The organism is Candidatus Jettenia sp. AMX1 (assembly GCF_030263775.1).
Taxonomy (GTDB): Bacteria; Planctomycetota; Brocadiia; order Brocadiales; family Brocadiaceae; genus Jettenia; species Jettenia caeni.
Map to the genome: position 1 here is coordinate 1 of NZ_SZPP01000001.1, position 17,864 is coordinate 17,864.

At 41.5% G+C, this 17,864-nt stretch carries 14 protein-coding genes; 1 reads left to right on the forward strand and 13 read right to left on the reverse strand.

The window, feature by feature from the left end:
* Positions 1–164: 164 nt before the first annotated feature.
* Positions 165–1,232 carry a fascin domain-containing protein gene (locus FBQ94_RS00005; protein WP_007221745.1) on the reverse strand — a complete coding sequence of 356 codons (1,068 nt, stop codon included), beginning with the start codon at positions 1,230–1,232 and terminating at the stop codon, positions 165–167.
* 139 nt (positions 1,233–1,371) lie between these two features.
* Complete coding sequence (locus FBQ94_RS00010; protein WP_040543690.1) at positions 1,372–2,193, reverse strand: IS5 family transposase; 822 nt, start codon at positions 2,191–2,193, stop codon at positions 1,372–1,374.
* Positions 2,194–2,906: 713 nt separating this feature from the next.
* Between FBQ94_RS00010 and FBQ94_RS00015 the strand changes: the two genes are divergently transcribed.
* A complete protein-coding gene (locus FBQ94_RS00015) occupies positions 2,907–3,107 on the forward strand; it encodes a cold-shock protein (protein WP_007221742.1) in 201 nt (66 codons plus the stop codon).
* A gap of 196 nt (positions 3,108–3,303) precedes the next feature.
* On the opposite strand, the gene galT is transcribed toward FBQ94_RS00015, so the two are convergent.
* The 11 genes from galT to FBQ94_RS00070 all read right to left on the reverse strand — a co-directional run bounded on the left by galT (position 3,304) and on the right by FBQ94_RS00070 (position 17,758).
* Positions 3,304–4,302, reverse strand: a complete 999-nt coding sequence (gene galT / locus FBQ94_RS00020; RefSeq protein WP_007221741.1) for a galactose-1-phosphate uridylyltransferase — start codon at positions 4,300–4,302, stop codon at positions 3,304–3,306.
* A 16-nt stretch (positions 4,303–4,318) separates the two neighbouring features.
* Complete coding sequence (locus FBQ94_RS00025; protein ID WP_007221740.1) at positions 4,319–7,012, reverse strand: cation-translocating P-type ATPase; 2,694 nt, start codon at positions 7,010–7,012, stop codon at positions 4,319–4,321.
* A 19-nt stretch (positions 7,013–7,031) separates the two neighbouring features.
* On the reverse strand, positions 7,032–7,607 hold the full coding sequence (locus tag FBQ94_RS00030; RefSeq protein WP_007221739.1) for an AAA family ATPase: 576 nt from the start codon (positions 7,605–7,607) through the stop codon (positions 7,032–7,034).
* Positions 7,608–8,429: 822 nt separating this feature from the next.
* On the reverse strand, positions 8,430–8,801 hold the full coding sequence (locus tag FBQ94_RS00035; protein WP_007221738.1) for a DUF2267 domain-containing protein: 372 nt from the start codon (positions 8,799–8,801) through the stop codon (positions 8,430–8,432).
* Between the two features lie 29 nt (positions 8,802–8,830).
* Positions 8,831–9,001: a hypothetical protein gene (locus FBQ94_RS00040; protein WP_007221737.1), complete on the reverse strand. Its 171-nt coding sequence runs from the start codon at positions 8,999–9,001 to the stop codon at positions 8,831–8,833.
* 40 nt (positions 9,002–9,041) lie between these two features.
* Positions 9,042–11,432 carry a phosphoenolpyruvate synthase gene (gene ppsA / locus FBQ94_RS00045; RefSeq protein WP_007221736.1) on the reverse strand — a complete coding sequence of 797 codons (2,391 nt, stop codon included), beginning with the start codon at positions 11,430–11,432 and terminating at the stop codon, positions 9,042–9,044.
* Between the two features lie 230 nt (positions 11,433–11,662).
* Positions 11,663–12,661, reverse strand: coding sequence for a type I glyceraldehyde-3-phosphate dehydrogenase (gene gap, locus FBQ94_RS00050; protein WP_007221735.1), 999 nt, complete (start codon positions 12,659–12,661; stop codon positions 11,663–11,665).
* Between the two features lie 64 nt (positions 12,662–12,725).
* On the reverse strand, positions 12,726–13,436 hold the full coding sequence (locus tag FBQ94_RS00055; RefSeq protein WP_007221734.1) for a PRC-barrel domain-containing protein: 711 nt from the start codon (positions 13,434–13,436) through the stop codon (positions 12,726–12,728).
* A gap of 561 nt (positions 13,437–13,997) precedes the next feature.
* Positions 13,998–15,008, reverse strand: coding sequence for a BON domain-containing protein (locus tag FBQ94_RS00060; protein ID WP_285441917.1), 1,011 nt, complete (start codon positions 15,006–15,008; stop codon positions 13,998–14,000).
* A gap of 81 nt (positions 15,009–15,089) precedes the next feature.
* Positions 15,090–16,445 (reverse strand): BON domain-containing protein, encoded by a 1,356-nt coding sequence (locus tag FBQ94_RS00065; RefSeq protein ID WP_007221732.1) that lies wholly within the window; start codon positions 16,443–16,445, stop codon positions 15,090–15,092.
* Between the two features lie 173 nt (positions 16,446–16,618).
* Positions 16,619–17,758, reverse strand: coding sequence for a site-2 protease family protein (locus FBQ94_RS00070; RefSeq protein ID WP_007221731.1), 1,140 nt, complete (start codon positions 17,756–17,758; stop codon positions 16,619–16,621).
* Positions 17,759–17,864: the final 106 nt, after the last annotated feature.

The window sequence follows — 17,864 nt, forward strand, 5'->3', positions numbered from 1 at the left end:
CATACTGATATACTTATCCTACAAAATAATTTATGGTACTCTTTCCCTTATTCTCTTAGTATATCAGATATTTATCCGGCTTTGTGCAACAAAGCCATTATAACTTCCAAAAACAGATGTCAACCTATTGAGAATAAAATCTAACTAGATGGTATATTAATATCTTACCACTTAATATAATAATCAAATACATTTCTAAATTGCTCAGGAACTACTATTTTATTAGTCACATTCCAACTGGTTACTATACGGAATTCCTGTCCCTTGCTGGAAGCCGCATGAAAGGCAATAACTCCATCAAATTGTCTGGCCTTATCTTTAGGGAAATTTATTTCTATCGGAAATTTAAACTTATTATCAGCTAGAATACCTTTCCAATCTTTTTCCCAGAATCTAAGATCTAAATTAAAACCATCCATTTTAAAATTATATTGCGTAGGATCAAGTATCTTTCCTATCTCTCCGCCAATCTGGATTCCAAAACGTATAGCTCTTGCAGAAACATAATTATCAAATTGATAATTGTGGGCTTCATGACATACTATACTTTGGCCCAAATCATCATTTATAGTGAAGAAAGCTCTCACACTATTATGGCCATCAATATTCCACCACCATGCTTTTTGCGAAATAGGTCGCTTTTTCTCCAATTCTAACCTGGTACTTGCTCCTATGTCATCATAAACCTTATAATTATTAGTGAAAATATGGGCAGTTATCCGGATATTTGCCTTTTTCTCTTTTTGGTCTACGCAAATTCTTGTTCCTATATCAGGAAGTTTGCCTTTCTTAGGTAGACCAGGTTGATCAGGTATTTTAACCTCCTCTAATTCAATCAATTCAAAAGTCTCCCATTCATGAATTTCATTTCTGTTGGCTACTACTTCTCTTCCACCTCCCATTTCCGCACATACATACTGTCCATTGTAGGCTTTAAATGCTACTTTTCCATTTCCTAATCCTATTAATTCAAAAGTCTCCCACTCGTGAATTTCATTTCTGTTAGCAACTAGCTCTCTTCCGCCTCCCATTTCCGCGCATACATACTGTCCATTATGGGCTTTAAGCGCTACACTTCCATTACCCAATCCAATCAGTCGAAAAGTCTCCCATTCATGAGCTTCATTTCTGTTGGCTACTACTTCTCTTCCGCCCCCCATTTCTGCGCATAGGTACTGTCTGTTGTATGCCCGTAAAGCGATTTCTTCTTCAGTTGCAAGCATCTTCTCCATGATCTTTCTCCTTTTGTTTATTCCCCATATTACGTCTAATAGATCAACTTTACATTTCAGTTTTAATTAACAAATTGCATAGCTGTAGTATATTCTTGAGTTTTCAAAAATATTAATATTTGATACTTACTAGAGCGTGTTATGCACTTTGGAATATCACCTCAACAAATCTTCTGAGCATGAGTATGGCAAAAGCAAGGAAATGAAGACCAGCTAATACCTCAGGTAGACGCTCATAATCCCTTACGAGTCTTCTGAGCCTGCTCTTCCAGGCAAACGATCTCTCAACGACCCATCGTTTGGGGAGAAGTACAAATCCTCTCTTTGCTTGAGGGAGCTTCACCACCTGAAGCTCTATTCCATGCTCTTTGGCATCCTCTTTTGCCTGATCACCTGTGTAGCCTTGATCTACAAAAGCTATCTCAACAGATTCTCCCGTTACTTCCTGAATCTCTTGACAAAGCTTCTTCACCTGAGCTCGTTCCTGCTCATTGGCAGGAGTTACCTGCAAAGCCAGAAGATGTCCGAGAGTATCGACAGCCATATGGATCTTGCTTCCTTTCTTCTTCTTGTGCCCATCATATCCGGCTCTTCCCCCACTCTCAGGGGTAGACTGAATAGTCTGACTATCGATAATCGCTCTAGAAGGCTCCTTTTTTCTCCCTTCAGCCAATCTCAGGATCTTTCGAAGATCATCAACAATAGCATCAAAGACTCCGGCTCTTATCCATCTCATAGCCTGCTGGTAAACGGTATACCAGGGGGGAAGATCATGAGGGATCATCCTCCAGGTGGTTCCCCCTCTGACCATCCATCTCAGCCCATTGAAGACTTCTCTCAAAGAATGATCTCTTTGGGGAGCATCTTCTTTCATCAAGGCCAAATAAGGAGCGACAAATGCCCATTCAGCATCAGTAACATCACTTGGGTACGGTTTTCTTTTGTGTTTATTGGTTTCCATACCCAAATTATAACAATTTTACCCACAAAAGTGCATAACACGCTCTAGTACACTGTCAACTTAATTTATCATAATAGACTCTCTTGTATTTGTCATTGCGAAGGGTTTTTTCCCGAAGCAATCTTTTCTCAACTATGCAAGAGATTGCTTCGGACACTACCCTCGCAATGACACGTTAAACACAACACGGACAAACCATGTCCCCGTACGCCTTGAACGGGGGCATGTCCCTGTAAGGATCGTTTGTCTGTACCACCCCGAAAACCGCTTACATACAATGAAAATTCCTCTACAATCAAGTTCTCACTTTGATAGAAATAAATTGAGCAGTAATTCGTTGGTATAAGATCGCTTCAGAGAAGCGAGGAAAAACCTTCATTTTTTTGAAATGAAAGAAGCATCGATTGCCAGAAAATAATCGTTCCGGGGAGGGGATTGTATACGCATTCGATTGATAAACTGTTGACAAGTTGCATGTACCATCTATCCTCTTTATTTGGTATTCGTAAAATTCTCTCGTGAGGACGTGATGAAAATTTATTGTATATTTTTTCTTGCTTTCATGCATACCTTTTGGTATTATTCTTTATGTGTTGTTCGGTTGTTGTATTGTAAATAGTATTATGTATTGTGATAATATTAAAGCTACAAGGGTTACAACCTTGTAGCTTTTTTTTTAACTTTAAATTGCCTATGAAAGGGGGTGATTGAGAATGGCAACTGGAACAGTAAAGTGGTTTAATGACCAAAAGGGATTTGGTTTTATTTCACAGGAAAATGGACAGGATGTTTTTGTACATCAAACATCGATTCAGACCGAAGGGTTTAGAACCCTGGCCGAAGGAGATAAGGTCGAATTTGAAATCGTAAAAGACAACAAGGGCTACAAGGCCTCAAATGTCGTCAAATTATAACTTTATTGAAAAGCGTGCTCTTATATTTTAATACATAATTAGTTTCAATAGATCTGATGTTATATAAATTATAAATATGGAGTAATCACGTATAAATTTTACGGTATAATTACGATACATGAAGACCCCAATATCAGTAAAAAGATATTGGGGTTTTTGTTCATCTATAAGGATTTTTGTTCTCGGTTAAGCTCTTTTATTCATGTTTTAAAAACCTGGCATCCTCTTCAGGTATCGAAGGATTGATATGTATGCCTGAGCCAATTTCAAAACCAGCCTGGGTCGTAAGCCGGGGTCTTATAAGCAAATGCCAATGCAACTGCGGCTCTTCCGCCCTATATCGCACCGAGGTATTAATAGTATAATTGTAGTCCGGATCGTTCAACTTCCTTCTTAATCGTTCTAAAATATTTTTCAATGCAAGGGCAAAACTTGATTTCTCATTATCTGATATATCACCGAAATTTGCTTTGTGCATCTTGGGCATAATGAGGATTTCGAAGGGAACTTCGGCTGCAAATGGAACAAACGCAACAAATAAATCATTTTCGTAAATAACACGTCTTTTGTCTTTTATTTCATACGCCAGAACCTCACAATATACACAGCGCCCCCACTCATCAAAATAGTGTAGCGCCATCTCCTCACGCCACCGTATATAGCCTGGAACCATACCGGTTGATATAATTTGTGAATGAGGATGAATCAGGGAGGTGCCTGCCCGTAATCCATGATTGCGAAATATGATAACCATCATGTTCCCATCCTCCTTAATAAGTTCTCTGTAGCGTTTGTGATAAACTTCTATAATAAGTTCTACTTCTTTTAAGGACATCTGGGCAATCTCCTGATTATGATACGGGGTTTCAATAACAACTTCATGATGACCATATCCTCCCATAGCCAGATAAATTCCCTTATTGTATCGACGGATGTTGTTTTTGGGAATTACAGCAGGAAATTTATTGGGTATCACCCGAATCTTCCAGGAGTCTTCGCCTTCTTTTATCTCCGTAATGATCGAGGTAATCATATGATCATTACCCGGACAGAAAGGACATTCTTTATCATAAAGAGGTACGGGTACTTTTTCATGCTCTGGCTTTTCAAAATCCTTCGGTCTTTTTCTTCTTGCGGGCGCATAGATAACCCATTGTTTTGTTATCTTATTTTGGCGTATTTCGCTCTCATTCATGAACAACTACCTCATCTTATAAAAATGTAGTCCTGAATATTTTTACTATCTGCCCTGTTATCCACGGTATTATACTCATCACCAGTGCCAGGATTAAACCATGAGTTCCCGGATTCACGATCTTTAATACAGCAGCAAGGCCGGGCACATAGATGGCAATCATAAGAAGTCCTGTACAGAGTGCAAGCGCCCCCCAGATGAAAGGATTACGGGTTATTTCATTCCGGAAAAAAGATGAGTTGCTATCGCGCATATTAAAAACATGCCAGAGTTGAGCAAATGCAAGGGTAATAAACGGAATAGATACAGCCTGTCTCTTATCAATCCCTTCCCATTTCAATGCCAGCTCATAAGCCCCAAAGACTGATACAGTTATTACCATACCGTATATACCAATAGCAAGCAAATGATACCAGGTTAAAATAGGTTCCTTACTATTGCGTGGCGGATACTTCATACTATGAGGATCTCCTTCGCCCACGCCAAGAGCAAGCGCTGGAAATACGTCCGTAACAAGATTAAGGAACAGGATCTGGAGCGGAAGAATTGGCATTGGTACATCAATGAACGAATAGAGAACAATTACCATAATTTCACTGATATTACAGGAGAGAAGATAGAGAGCGAACTTCCGGATATTATTAAAAATAACACGACCTTGTTCAATAGCAGCAACAATTGTGGAGAAATTATCATCCTTAAGAATCATATCAGCCGCTTCACGCGCAACCTGAGTACCGCATTGACCCATAGCAATTCCGATATCGGCTTTTTTCAATGCAGGCGCATCGTTTACTCCATCACCTGTCATTGCAACAACAGCCCCATTCTTTTGATATATAGCAGTTAAATCAAGCTTCTGTTTTGGATCGACCCTTGCAAAGACAGACACCCGCAAGATACGCTGAAGGTCTTCTTCTGATAATTCTTCAGGCTTTTTTAAATCTTTACCGTGGATCACTTCTGTTTCACCCTCATGAATCAATCCAACAGCTAATGCAATATTCCGCGCAGTAACGGGCTGGTCTCCCGTAACCATGACTACCTTTATACCGGCATCCCGGCATAAGGCGAGTGCAGGGGCAACATCACTGCGCGGTGGGTCAAGAAATCCGACTATGCCAAGAAATGTCAATTGTCCATACGGATTAGAGTTGCTTGCGGTAACTGTTTTTTCAGCAACAGCAAGAACACGAAGGCCATCTCTGGCCATATGGTTGCCCCTTTCCAACCACCATTTACGATCTTCACTTCTCATCTCCTTTTTACCTTCTTCAGTCATACGATGAGAACAAACCTTCAGGAGCGCTTCTGCAGCGCCTTTTACAGCAACGAGATATTGGTTATTATCCGCATGAAAAGTTGCCATCATTTTTACTTCAGAATCGAAGGCTTCTTCACGCACTTCAGGCATCTTTGCAAGAAGTTTATTACGGTCAATTCCCGCTTTTATAGCGGCAACCAGGAGCGCAACTTCCATAGGATCGCCAACAGCCTTTTTCCTGGCATCCTTTTCTTCCGGTTCTACAGATGCATTATTACAGAGTACACCTGCATGTAACAGCTCCTGCAGGGTTTTTTCACGTAAAGGATCAAGAGGTTCTCCTTTTTTCCTGAATTCACCTTCTGTATTAAGCCCTTCCCCGCTAATCTTTATTTCGCCTGAATCAAGGATAATTCGGGTAACTGTCATCTTATTTTCAGTCAGTGTACCTGTCTTATCGGTACAAATAATACTTGTTGCGCCAAGGGTTTCAACCGAGGAGAGACGGTTGATTAAGGCATTCCGTTTTGCCATGCGCCACATTCCCCTCGCCAGCGCAAGGGTAGCTACAATTGGCAACCCTTCCGGTATGGTTGCCACAGCAAGGGCTATTGATATCTTAATCATAAGAAGTATATCTTCACCCGTGATAATGCCGGCCGTTGCTATCGCCGGCGTAACGGCTAAAGTTACCCAGATGAGCTTATTGCCCAGTTTATTAAGCCGCTTCTCCAATGGAGTTATTTCCTCTTTGGCGCTTTCAACAAGAGAAGAGATTTTCCCCAGTTCTGTCTTCATCCCGGTAGCCACAGTAACACCTTTGGCCGACCCGCGGGTAACCGATGTTCCTTTAAACAGCATATTTGTCCGTTCGGCAAGCGATGTGTCTTCCTCAAGATGCTCTACCCCTTTGCTAACAGGAGTAGATTCTCCCGTCAGGGCAGACTCATCAGCCTGGAGCTTTGACGCCTCTAAGAGACGAAGATCCGCAGGAACGACATCGCCACCCTCGAACACTACAATATCTCCGGGAACAAGTTCATCGGCAGGTATCTCTCTGAGTTGGCTGTTGCGAATAACCTTAGTTGTTACACTCCCCAGCTTACGCAAGGCCTCCATTGAACGAACCGCTTTCAACTCCGTAAAAAAGCCAATGGCGGTATTAATAACAATAACAACTCCTATCGCCATGCCTTCAACCCATTCTCCAAATGCGAATGATACTATAGTGGTAACTCCGAGAAGTAAAATAATAAGGCTTTTTAGCTGATTAATAAGAATTATCCAGGCACTCTTCTTTTTTACTTCCTGAAGGCGGTTTGAACCAAATTTCTTATACCTTTTTTTCACTTCCACAGTATCGAGTCCCCGGTTCGGGGAAACATGAAGATCCTGAATGACGTCTTGCCATGGAAGTGTCCATGGTGCAATTGGCAATTCTACCATGCATTACTCCTTAGCCTGTTTATAGTGTCTGCACCTCATCACATATCTTTCGTTGCACTAAAAACTCTTCTATTTTTTTATAAAAGTCCTTGCGAGTACCATCGTTATTAATCGTTACATCCGCAGAATGAATCGTCTCACTTATTTTGAAGATCTCTTCTTCTGCCTTATCCTGTATTAAAAACTCTTCAAGGGTTTGAGGATCTCTTGCCTCACCACGTTTCCTCGTGCGCTCATAGCGTATAGATGGTTGAGATACTTCAACATGGACAAGAATGAAATTTTGGCCAAAATGGTTCCGGAGGGTTGCTGCATCTGCCGATGTTCTGATCCCGGTAATCCCAACAACCTTCCATTGACACTCCTCAATCTTTCCGATCAATTTTCTCATAAAGATATCATTTCCCCATTGGGCATGGTATCGCCTGGATATATCATGCAGATTATCCCTTGTTGGAGCGATACCTTCCTCCTGCGCAATATCTCTGACAACATCTCCTGCTGACAGCACGGGAATACCATATCTCCGGGAAAGATAATTGACAAGTTCATCCTTTCCGGAGCCGTTAAGCCCAACAGCGCCAATAACCTTCATAAGAAACACCTGTTTTCGGTTTCATTTGTTTTTGTATCTTTCAATCAAGGAAAATAGCGGAAGAGAAAAAGCGTTTGCTATAGTATGTAAAGGATGAAACCAGACAGGGCATTATTAAATGAGGTTGGATTTTAAAAGGCAAAACTCAACGGCCGTTCTTTTTTACCCACCCCTCAATCCTCTCCCAAGGGGGACTTTTTTATTCCCCTCTTGGGAGGGATTAGGGGTGGGTCCATTCCCATACGCATCAAGCTAAAATGTGTAAATGGCTAAGAATAACAAACCACCCGTAATCCCCCTTGATCCCCCTTTAAAAAAGGGGGAAATGCATAATCCCCTTTAGTTCCCCTTTAGAAGGGGGGGAAAAGTTTGATATTGTTGATCAGGCAAACTTTTCTCAAGAGAAAATCCTTCCTTCTTTCCCTCCTTTTCTAAACTTATCCTTCTTTCCCCCCCTTTTTTAAAGGGGGGTTAGGGGGGATTAGAGGGAAACATGAACACACATTGCTCTTTTTCATGGAATAATATTCTTAGCTTGATGCATATGGGGTTCATTTTGCGTCTCTGCAATTGGGGTTAGGGCTATGTTAACGGCATCATGAAAAACCTTGGATTTTCTATACATCAAGTGGCAACACGGACAAACCTTGTCCCTGTATGTCTTGAATAGGGATGGTTTGTCCATGTTCATGGAATCAAACCCTGACTTATTGTGTTCGGTTTCATTTTTGAATTACTATAGTTACAAGGTGGATCCTTGCCCTTGTCCTTTCTGCGTCTTATCTGTCTCTTCGTCTCTGCATAGTTCCTTCACTGCCTGCTTCAAAAAGAATCATCGTAATCTGACGGAAGTTGTGCAAGAATATCATTCAGATCACCCAGTGAAACAGCATTACATAATACTGAGACAACAGCACGAGCATGATAAACGGCATCTGGAAGCTCAATACCTCCACCTTCTTTCTGGCAGACCCGTTTGAAAAATTCATTCAGATCGAAACTTTCTTTACTTTTTGCTTGCAAAAGATATGGCTTAAGCTCTGTTGGGAGCTGGGAAGCAAGATCATCTGCCTCGTTCCCGAATAAACGTTCTCCGAGCGTCTCCAAAGTAGCGCGAATTGCCCTTATTGCTTCATCGGTTGAGGCAAGCCGGGCGCGACTTTGAACTTGTCCGGTAAACTCGTCATAATTCATAGTATTCTCCTTTCATGAAATATTTATTGTTACATAAATCCCCTTCTATTTACCAGGAAAAGAAGAGGTTTGCCTCTTTCCGCTTGCTCCATAGCGAATCTGTAATCGCTTGCATTCTCGATGGGCTGCAGTATTGATTCCAATCTTTCTACAACATGATTATTGGTTACAATATAACCATTAAGAAATATCCTCTTCATCAATACCATTCTCCACACTATTTGTTTTGCAGCAGGAAAATCATTTGCCGGTTCTTCTTTTTTCAATTTCAGCAACGTGTCGTTTTGTTTCGATTACGCTGTCAGGATTCAGAGATAGAGAGTCGATGCCAGCCTTAATCAAAAACTCGGCAAAATCAGGGTAATCACTCGGAGCTTGTCCACAGATGCCAACCTTTGTATGAGTTTTATGCGCATTCTCAATCTGTTTTTGTATCATATGCTTAACGGCCTCATTACGTTCATCAAAAAGTTCCGCCAGCTCTGCTGAATCGCGGTCTATCCCAAGAACAAGTTGGGTAAGATCATTAGACCCGATGGAAAAGCCATCAAAACGTTCTGCAAATCTTTCTGCTAATATCACATTTGACGGGACCTCACTCATAACATAGATTTGAAGACCGTTCTCATGCCTTTTCAATCCGTTCTCTGCCAGCACATCAAGCACCCGGTCTGCTTCCTCAAGAGTCCGGCAGAACGGTATCATGATAATGACATTGGCCATGCCTATCTCCTCGCGAACCTGTTTAATTGCCCGGCATTCCAATGCAAACCCTTCACGATAACGAGCATTGTAATATCGCGAAGCTCCACGAAAACCAAGCATAGGGTTCTCCTCTCGGGGTTCGAACTGTCTGCCTCCGATAAGATTTGCATACTCGTTAGTCTTAAAATCACTCATCCGGACAATCACATCATGAGGATATTGGGGGGCAGCAATTTTTGCAATGCCCCGCGCTAAAATCTCCACAAAATATTCTGTTTTATCCTTATATCCTTGAGTAAGTTCCTCAATGTGTTCACGGGCTATTCTATCTTCTACCTTACTGAAATGAATAAGAGCCATAGGATGAATCTTGATAATATTATTGATAATAAACTCCATACGAGCCAGTCCAATTCCTTTACAGGGCAAGCGCCACCACCGGAAAGATGCTTCCGGACTGGCAATATTCATCATGATTTGGGTTTTCGTATCAGGAATATCTTTCAAACTTATCTCTGATTCTTCAAACTGAAGGACACCCTCATAGACATAACCATGATCACCCTCAGCGCAGGAGATGGTTATCTCCTGGCCATCTTTTAAGGATCTTGTCGCATCTCCTGTGCCTACGATAGCTGGAACGCCTAATTCCCTGCTTACAATAGCCGCATGGGAGGTACGTCCACCATAGTCAGTAATAATACCCTTTGCCTTCTTCATAATCGGCACCCAGTCAGGGTCAGTCATTCCCGTCACTAAAATGGTTCCTTCTCTGAATCCTCCTATCTCATCAGAGCTCTTGATTATACAAGCTTTGCCGGTGGCTATGGCCTCGCCAATAGCAAGACCGGCAAGCAGCCGTTTGCCATTTTCTTTCAACTTGTATGTCTTGAACTCTGCGGCTATTCTTCGGGATTGTACCGTTTCCGGGCGCGCCTGTACGATAAATAACTCTCCGGTTTCCCCATCCTTAGCCCATTCCATATCCATTGGTCTGCCGTAGTGTTTCTCAATAACACAGGCCCATCGGGCTAATTTCAGAATTTCATCATCTTTCAGGACAAAAGATAAACGCTCGTCTCTCGCCGTATTAACATTCTTGGTATTACCACTCCTCCCCTTCACATAGATCATCTTTTTTTCTTTTGCGCCTAATTCCTTCTCCAGTATTGGCTTCAGTTTCTTACGGCCGAGTAACGGTTTAAAAACCATATATTCATCCGGTGTCACAGCGCCCTGAACAACGTTTTCACCCAATCCCCATGAAGCGTTAATGATAACAACATTTTGAAATCCGGTTTCGGTATCAACAGAGAACATAACTCCTGCACCGGCCTTGTCAGAACGCACCATCTTTTGTACTCCGATGGATAAAGCAACCTTCGTATGCTCAAATCCCCATTCTTCACGATACGCAATCGCCCGGTCGGTGAAGAGAGAGGCATAGCATTTCCGGCAAGCATCCAGAAGCTCTTCTTCACCTGTCACATTCAAAAACGTCTCCTGTTGTCCTGCAAAACTCGCCTTGGGTAAATCCTCCGCTGTTGCGCTGCTTCTTACGGCAACATCCACCTCATCCATCCGGTATCGCTTACAGAGTTCTCTGTAGGCATCCCGAATATTCTGAGCAATATCATCGGGAAATGTGCCATGAGAAAAGAACCGGCGTATCGATTTTCCCGTATCCTCAAGTTGTTTACTTCCCCGCTTAAAATCATCAAGATTGGCTTGTATCTTTTCTCTCAAATTGTTCTGCTTTACAAATTCCCAATAAGCATCAGATGTCGTGGCAAATCCATCAGGAACACGAATTCCCTCATCTTTGAGCATACTGATCATTTCTCCCAAAGATGCATTTTTTCCTCCCACGAGTGGTACGTCATGAGAACTTACATTCTCAAACCAGCGAATGTATTTGTTGTTCATCACAGGCATCCTCCATACTAAAATATTTGCAGAAGAGATATGCAGTCTCTCCTGCAATACCCGTACAAGAATTTACATAATAAGGACGTATATTACGGGTTGAAATTTACTACCTTTGCTGGAATTTTTAATGCGGGCTAACGGAGTTGTGTTTCTTACCTTCTGAATCTGTTCTTTACCGGCATTTCTTATCGATTCTGTATTAAGAAAATACCTTTCCCACAGCAGAATTACACCCCCTTAGCTATCCGTACACCTTCCCGTATCATCTGGTTCGTATAACCCCATTCGTTATCATACCAGCTCATAACCTTAACAAGATCTTTATCCACCACCTGCGTAAGCTCCAGATCAACGACAGAAGCGCGAGGATCTTTTATGATATCTGAAGAAACAAATGGCGCCTCTGCAACCCCCAATACATCTCTGTACCTCTCACTTTTCGATTCCTCCACAAATATACGATTCACTTCTTCTACCGTCGTCTCTCTTTCGGTAAGGAAAACAATGTCCGCAATGGAACCTACAGGAAGCGGGGCACGTATAGCTACTCCATCAAATTTTCCATCATACTGCGGGAGAGATTTGGTAGTTGCTATAGCCGCGCCTGTTGAGCTTGGCACTAAATTTACTGCCCCGGACCTTCCTCTTCGTATCTCTTTGCTAAACCCATCTACAAGGCTTTGGGTAGAAGTATAAGCATGCACCGTCGTCATTATGGCTTTTTTTATTCCTATTCTCCTTCCCATAACTTCAACAACAGGGGTAATACAGTTTGTAGTACAACTGGCACAGGATATGACCTGGACTGGTGATTCCGGTTTATTGACACCGTAGACAACCGTAACGATTTCTGCACTCTTTGATGGAGCTGATAAAATGACGTGTTTTGCACCTGCCCTGATGTGTTTCTCCAGATCCTCCTTTTTGGTAAAGATACCCGTACATTCAAAAACAATATCAACCCCTAAATCTCTCCAGGGAAGTTTTGTAGGGTCTTTTTCGCTTACAACCTTATATTTGGTACCATCGACGGCCAGACCATTGTCATCACTTTCCACTTTTTTCTCATACCGCCCGTAACAGGTATCATGCTGTAGTAAATACGCAAGGCCATCTGGCGGAATTAAATCATTAATTGCTACAAGCTTCAATTCCGGCCTATCAAGAATAATTTTAAAAGCCGCTCTTCCTATTCTCCCCATACCGTTAATTGCTACCTTTGCCATAATCTCACTCCTTTCTCAACCCCTCGCATAATCTTTTCTTCTGATAAGCATAAGAATAGACCTGCTAACCACCACTCCAATACTTCGGACGGCCATAATAATCGTAGAGGCGAATCTCATACTGCCGGTTCACCGGAGCAGACGGATCATACTCGGGACTATCCTTAATGGTATCTTTGGGGATATCTACATAGACCTTTTCATTACGCCAGCTTATCCTCGTAATCCAGTCAGGAGGAATCAACACTTTTTTGCCAGGCAACCAATTCCCGGTATCTATCACCATATGCCGGATAACCCAATCTTCCATATCTAAAATAAAATCGCTCACATGACCAATATCGCCATCAAGGGCATGGGTACGATAGCCGCTCACCTCTCTCGTACTCCTGAGGTGCGGATCACCTTCCTTCTCAGGCGGAGGAAAAGGGAGAACATTATAATAGCCCTCAGCAGGCCTGTTAAGAGGTCCGTAATACTTGTATAATTCTATTTGATGCTGCAGGGAAACTGGTTTATCCGCTGCGATATCAGGACTGTTTTTTACTTCTTCCCTGGTAAGCGCCACAGGAAATTTTTCTGATGCCAAATCTGGTTGTTTAAAAACGACAGGAGAAATAAGAACTTTCCTGCCGGGCAGCCAGCTACTGGTGTCAATTACAAGATATCTGATAGTCCATGCCTTATCATCGAACAGAAACTCATATACCTCTCCAATATCATCATCTACGGCATGAATTCTGTACCCATACAGGGATTTTATACTTATCAACATCTGTATTCCTCCTTTTTAGATCTTAGAGACTGTTTGAAAAGATGCTATGGTGGGTTTGCTTCGATGAATCCACCCCATATGCATTAAATTATTTTTAGACAGGATTTACAGGATTTACATTGATTTAGTAGAGACAAGGCAATGCCTTGTCTCTACCGAAAGACCGCATACAGAAAATGAAAATTCCTATACAATCAAGCTAAAATATGGAAACGGTGGAGAATAACAAATCACCCGTAATCCCCCTTGATCCTCCGTAGGGGCGGATTTCAAACCTGCCCCTACAAAAGGGGGAAATCCCTTGTTCCCTCTTTTCTAAACTTATCCTTCTTTCCCCCTTTCGGGGGATTAGGGGGAATTAGAGGGGAACATGGACATACGTTGTTCTTTTTACAAGGAGATACCCCCTTTTTTATGGAACACCATTCTTAGCTTGATGTATATTATGAATCTACCCTACCGGTAATTCTATAATTAAGTAGGGTGGATTAAAGCGATGTCTTTTGCGCTGAATCCACCACCTGGATACCGGACATAAATATGGACTTTTCAGACAGTCTCTTATACCCGTGGGATAATATAATACGGACTTGAGTAAAAATCGTAGAAATATTCGGGATAATAATAAGGCGTTTTATCCTTTGTATGTTTCTGCTTATCTTTTTCATCCCCGTGAAACTCCAGGAAACTTCGTACGATTTTTGCTCCACCCTCAAATGCATCTTTTACCACAGCAAGGGATTCTTTCTGATTATCAACTATGCCGTAAATAGTGGCTACGCCATTATGTACTTTTACTGAAATATCATCACTATTAACAAAAACATCCCAGTACCACTGGCTTTCGATATCATGCTTAATTTCTTCATCGCTTTTCCACGGCCATCGGTAATTAACCTCGATTTTATTCACCACATCTATTACTCCTGGTACCCGGGATACGACATCCTCAGCAAGCCGTTTCTCATAGAAGGTATTAACCCCGCCATACAGATATACCTTTTTGTTTTGTGATTCAACCGTGATATCAAGCCGATCAGTTATCGGGTTCCTTGATAATACATCATGAACGTTCTCAACAATAGCCGGGTCTCTCATAGCGGTCAGGTTAGTGGGCAATTTTCCAGGACGTACCTTCAGAAAATTCTTGACTACACGCACCCCAATCGTATTCTTTGCATCTTGTTCCGCCACTCTTTTTGCATGAAGATCATCTACCATACCGGACAGAGTTACTACACCATCTTTTACTTCAATATGTATATTGATAGAGGCTACCCGTGGGTCGTAAAGAAAGGTATCTTCAACCGCCTTCCTGATCTCTTCATCAGATTTATCCACATACTTAACCTCACGGCGCAACTCATCACGCATCCACCATTTAACTTCTAATCCACTGTTATCCACTGCGGTGACCCCGGATACCCAGGCATCATAGAAAGCCCTGGATTTTTCTGCTGCACTTCCTACCGTTCCATGTAAGGTTACCTTTCCATCTTTTACCACAACATCCAGTAACGTATCATCGATATACACGTCTGAACTGAGGCGCCCTTTGATATCTGCTTTTATCTCTGAATCCTGTAATTGTTCAAAACAAGGCGAGAAATGGAAATAAACATATTTTGATCATCATTTTCCAAAGGAACAACCTTACGGATAGAGATAATAGTAATAGGGCTTAAAATAAAAATCTTCGAAATAACCGGGATAATCTATTTCAAGGTAAAAGGGATCTTTCGTCCTTAACTGTTTTAGTCCCCCATCTGCTTCTCCACGGATCTCTAATAAGTCTCTTACGGCTCTTGCTCCTCCATCATATGCATTTTCTATAGCTGCAAGAGCCTCTTGCCGGGTATGAACTGAGCCGGTAAGATATGCTACACCATTTTTCACATTTACAGAAATCTCAGGGCTATGGACAAAAACGCTAAAAATAAGTTCTGTTTCAACTTTTTCTTTAATCTCTTTATCAGTTTTTGGCAACCATCGGGAATTAATAGTCAGTTTATTAATAACACTTACTGCACCAGTCACCTGTGATGCTATTTCTCCGGCATATTGTTTCTCTAAAAGGGTACTAACGGTGCCGTAAAGATATACATTGCCATTTTGGACTTCAGTATCAATATCCAGATGCCTTGTTAGGGAATTTCTCGATAATATATCACGAACCCTCTCAGCAGTTGTAGAGTAACCGGGTAACATCCAGGGCCGTATTCTCAAATAATTTTTAACCATGAATACACCTGTCGTATTCTTCGCCTCTTCCCCGGCAGCAGTTTTCGCTTCCGGGTTATCTACTGCACCGGTCAAAATAACTACCCCTTCTTTTACTTCTACCTGTATATTGATTGAAACTACCTTTGGATTATGAAAAATAGCATCTCTCACGGCTCTTTTAATTTCCTCGTCAGATGTATTTCCACGTTCATCCTCGTGCAGTAGTGTATCAGTCATTTTTCTTTTAATCTCAAGAGCTGTAGGATCTACAGGAAAAGCTCCGGCAATAAAGTTACCATAAGATAGAGGCAGTATTCTTTTCTTGAAATCCATATCGATCTTTTGAAAATCCCGCGCATGAGTTAAATTGGAATTCTTTTTCCTGCCGAACATAATTTGATTATCAGGCCGGACAATATGAGTTACAGAAATATTGTTAACAACAGATTGGATATCACTCATCGCTTCAACCATCTTAATTGCTCGTTCACAATCGAGAGGATTATCCACGTACCCTGAAAGGGTAACAACACCATCTTTTGTCCGGATATTTATCAAATGGCGAGATGTCATTTCATCAGCTAACAATTTGGCCTCTATAGCAAATGGAATATAGATATCCTTCATGTACTGATTTTGTGCACAAATAGGTGAAGATGTGGTATGAATCAAAATGGGTATGCACACGCAAGCCACGGGGAGCATCTTCATTACACCTTGATTCCATCGGAAAGATAGTATTTTTCCAATAATTAAATCAGTAAATCGTAATTGTACTGTTCTCATAGGTAACTTCTTTCTCAGATTCCGGAAGGAAGAGATAAAGAAAATATCTTCAATCCGAATTAAAGTAATTACCGGTAAACACAGGGTAAAATACTATCAGCATTTCCCCATTGGCGAATACTCTTTGTCATCCGTGTTTCGTTGATAAAATTGATAGCATGTGCTATTGCATGTTATTTTCCCGAGTATTCTTCCAGATCCATTCTGGCGGAAAAATACTGTAAAATATCTTTGAGAGTAATAATACCGATTAACTTGCGATCTTCAACAACCATAAGCTTAGTATTGCCATTCTGTTTCATTAAAGAAAGGGCTTTCAGCGTGTCGGCTTCCGGAGAAATGGTATTTTCAGGCAAACATTTTTTTGCAAGTTCTCTAACCGTATGCTGGTTCCATTCATTCCGGGGAATATTTTTCACCTGAGCAATGTTGATACACCCTACGATGTTTGTATCCTCCACGACAGGAAACATTTTGAAGTGGTATTTGTAGAAATACTCTTCCACAAACTGCTCTATCGATATTGAAGGCGGCACAAAAACAGGATCTAATTTCGTAAAATAGCCTACCCTTTTACCTGCGAGCACATTACGGAGCAGCACTTGCTGATACGATATTTGAGCCGCATTTTTCACAAACATACCTATCACAAAGAACCATATTCCGCCAATAAAATTTCCCTGGAAAATACTAAGAATCCCTAAAATCATAAGCGCTATACCGAAAAAAGAGCCGGTCCATGATGCTACCCTCGTTGCCCAACGAATATTGTCAGTCCATTTCCAAATGGCTGACCGGAGGATACGTCCCCCATCAAGAGGAAAAGCAGGCAACAGATTGAATGCTGCCAGAATGAGATTAATATACGCAAGATAACCGATTACACCTTTCATTGGCAGTAATGGATCACTCCTGGGAATGAGCAGATTTATCCCAAAGAATCCAAATCCAAGGAAAATACTTGAAAGAGGACCGGCAATTGCCATCAGGAACTCAGTTTTTGCGTTGGGAGGCTCATCTCCCATTTCCGCTACACCGCCAAAAATAAACAGGGTAATCCCTTTCATCGGCAATCCATATCTCCGTGCGACAAAGGAGTGCCAGAATTCATGGAAAATAATCGAGGCAAAAAAACCTAAAGCGCCGCTTAACCCCATCCACCAATACGTTAACAGTGGCAAACCCTTATAATAATGGGGGAAAAATCCCCTGGCTAAGGTAAAGGTGATGAGTACTGCAAGAATCAGCCAGCTAATATCAATCTTTACCTCAAAACCAAACAACTTAAATAATGTAATTCGATTCCCAAACATAGGACACCTCCCAAAGTATTGTTACGAGAATTTTAGATTGTATTGAGGAAAAAAGATTCCCATCTTTCTGCAGCGCTTCTTAAGGTTGTGCTCTATGAGGAAAGAG